Consider the following 2,363-nt stretch of genomic DNA (forward strand, 5'->3'; position numbering starts at 1 on the left):
CGCTTCGCTTGGTGGCCCCGACGAGCGTCGCGAACAAAAGTTCGCAACCCTCGTCGGGGATCATTTCGGAATGTCACCCACAAATATTTTACTCACACCAGCGCGCCTTTTTCCGACGCGATGGACTGCAGCACCGCTTTCACCTGCTCGTAAATACGTTTCGGGTCGGCATCAAGCGGCATATCGACTGCATACACAGATGCGGCGGCCAACAGTTGATTCACAACGTCGGCCATCGCTGAAGCCACACCGTTGCCATGCATGACTACCACGACCGCCACCCGCTCCTCGCGCTCTTCCGTTCGATCGTCATGGAGTGCAAAAAACATCGTCAAAAACCCCGCTTCATCGATCGGGAAGTCAATATGCATCTTTTCCTCCATCAGCTGAAGGCAGTCGAGCGCGACAGCGAATTCCTGCTTATAAGCGGCCCGAACTTCATTCAGCTTCGGATGGGAAACGATCGTCCCGGCCCGCAGGCGGTTGATCGCGGTTTGAATGTGCATAGCAAGCGCATACATCACCTTCTCGGCGAGGCGGCGCCCTAGTTTCTTCTCCGCATAGACGACGAGCGCTTCAGTCAACGCCAGAACGTCCGGAGCGACCATTTTCTCGAGATCGCGGCGATCACGGATGCGCCGGTCCACCCCTTTCATGTATTGCGAGAAATAATGCTTAATGTCCATTTCCAGCAAATAGGTCAAGTTCATCACCGGCGATGCCGCGCTCTCTTAGTTCGCCATATTTGCGGTCAATCACGCCGTAAACCGATTCGGATTCCACAGCCAGCCCGCCGTCCCCATCGGCCGCTTCCTCATGGGGCACGAAGACATACCACCGTCGCGGCAGCGAATAAGAGGCGGCGTGCGGATGTTTTTTCTCCAGCAAAAGCCCGCTTTGCACTTGAAAGGGCAAATCGGCGCGATGAATGCGCACGGCCTGTTTCTTTCCGGTGACATAGTCGGCGTAGGCTTTGGCGCAAACGAGCTGAATATCGGCCTTCAGCTGCCCGACGTTGTTCGGGCACGAATAAAACAAAAAAGCGCGCACAGCATTAGCCGAAACGTCAATTTCCTTTCCAAGCCGCACAGCCTCTTCCTGAAAAAACTGCATCACAAGCCGAAAGCGTTCATCAAGCGTCCGCTTCTGAAGCGGCGGCAGCAAAATATGCATCGGAATGCGACGGCGGAACGTTTTCAGCAAATTTGACTCCGGATCTTCCGTTGTCGCACAAATGAGCAGCACATTGGCTGATCTCTCCACATCCGTCTCGCCAAGCCGACGGTAAACGCCACGGTCAATAAACGTAAACAGCATTTCCTGCCCTTCGGCTGGCAGACGATGCACCTCATCCAAAAACAAAATGCCCCCGTCCGCCTTTTCAATTAATCCTTTTTGCTCATTGGCTCCGGTATACGCCCCTTTGCGGATACCGAACAACTGCCCGAGCAGCAACTGGGGGTTGTTCGTGTAATCAGCGCAGTTAAACGTCACAAACGGCGCCCCTGGCGGAAAACGGCCAGTTGCGACGGCAAATTCATGGAGTAACTCGGCAAACATCGATTTGCCCGTTCCCGTCTCGCCGACAATCAGCATCGGCAGCCCCTTGGGCGGATACAAGACGGCCGCCTTCCCTTGCTCCACCGCCGCCGCCAAGCTCGGTTGCTGCTTGGCCAACCGGTCAAGACGCGTCATCGCTTTTGGTCCACATGCCAGCGCAAAGCGAACCGGCCTTCCGTTTTGCTTTTGCACTTTTCCCTCCCGCCAAAGGCGGTTTAAATCGCGGCTGACGTTGGCTCGATCGAACCCGAGAGCACAAGCCAGCTCCTCAGCGCTCACCCACCGCTTTCCATTCCGTTCCCACTCCCGCAGCGTTTCGTAGACAAGATCCACTCTCTTCACAGCCGCTTCCCTCCTTGATCAACACATTCGCAACAGCACCGGCAAACTCCTGCCAGCTCCGTGGAAAAGTTGAACCGATCCGCCGCCCTTCATTGGCAGACACAGCTACGCTGGTCGAAAAACAAACGCTTTTGTCAGCGAAGTGAAGTCATGACCATCATTCCGAAAAAACCCATAACATGGTTGACCCTCACTTAGCCAGAAAAAACCCCGCTTTTTTCTGAACAACATTGATGAGGAAAATGCTCTTCCTCACTCTGACATGAACATCACGGCTCGCCGACGGGTGATTTTTACAGAAAAGATCCATGGGCAGCGATCTGCCCTCCACCCGGGGATGAAAATCACCGTTCACCGACTCCGGATTTTCACGGAAAAGTTCCATGAGCAATTTTTGCTCTCCACCCGGGCATGAAAATCCCCCTTTTCTTCCCATAATGAAGAGTAGGCGCAAACAGCTC

General features: G+C 54.5%; 3 protein-coding genes. All 3 read right to left on the minus strand.

Annotated elements, in window-relative coordinates:
• Window positions 1-92: 92 nt before the first annotated feature.
• The gene (locus CV945_RS17720; RefSeq protein WP_232722306.1) at window positions 93-710 is read right to left on the minus strand and encodes a PRD domain-containing protein; all 618 of its coding nucleotides are present in this window, start codon (window positions 708-710) and stop codon (window positions 93-95) included.
• Window positions 676-1,902 (minus strand): sigma-54-dependent transcriptional regulator, encoded by a 1,227-nt coding sequence (locus CV945_RS16670; RefSeq protein WP_232722298.1) that lies wholly within the window; start codon window positions 1,900-1,902, stop codon window positions 676-678. The genes CV945_RS17720 and CV945_RS16670 overlap by 35 nt, the downstream gene beginning before the upstream one ends.
• A gap of 190 nt (window positions 1,903-2,092) precedes the next feature.
• On the minus strand, window positions 2,093-2,363 hold a 271-nt coding region (locus CV945_RS16675; RefSeq protein ID WP_232722301.1), incomplete at its 5' end, for a hypothetical protein.

The organism is Geobacillus sp. Manikaran-105, from assembly GCF_002809955.1.
GTDB classification, from domain to species: Bacteria; Bacillota; Bacilli; order Bacillales; family Anoxybacillaceae; genus Geobacillus; species Geobacillus thermophilus.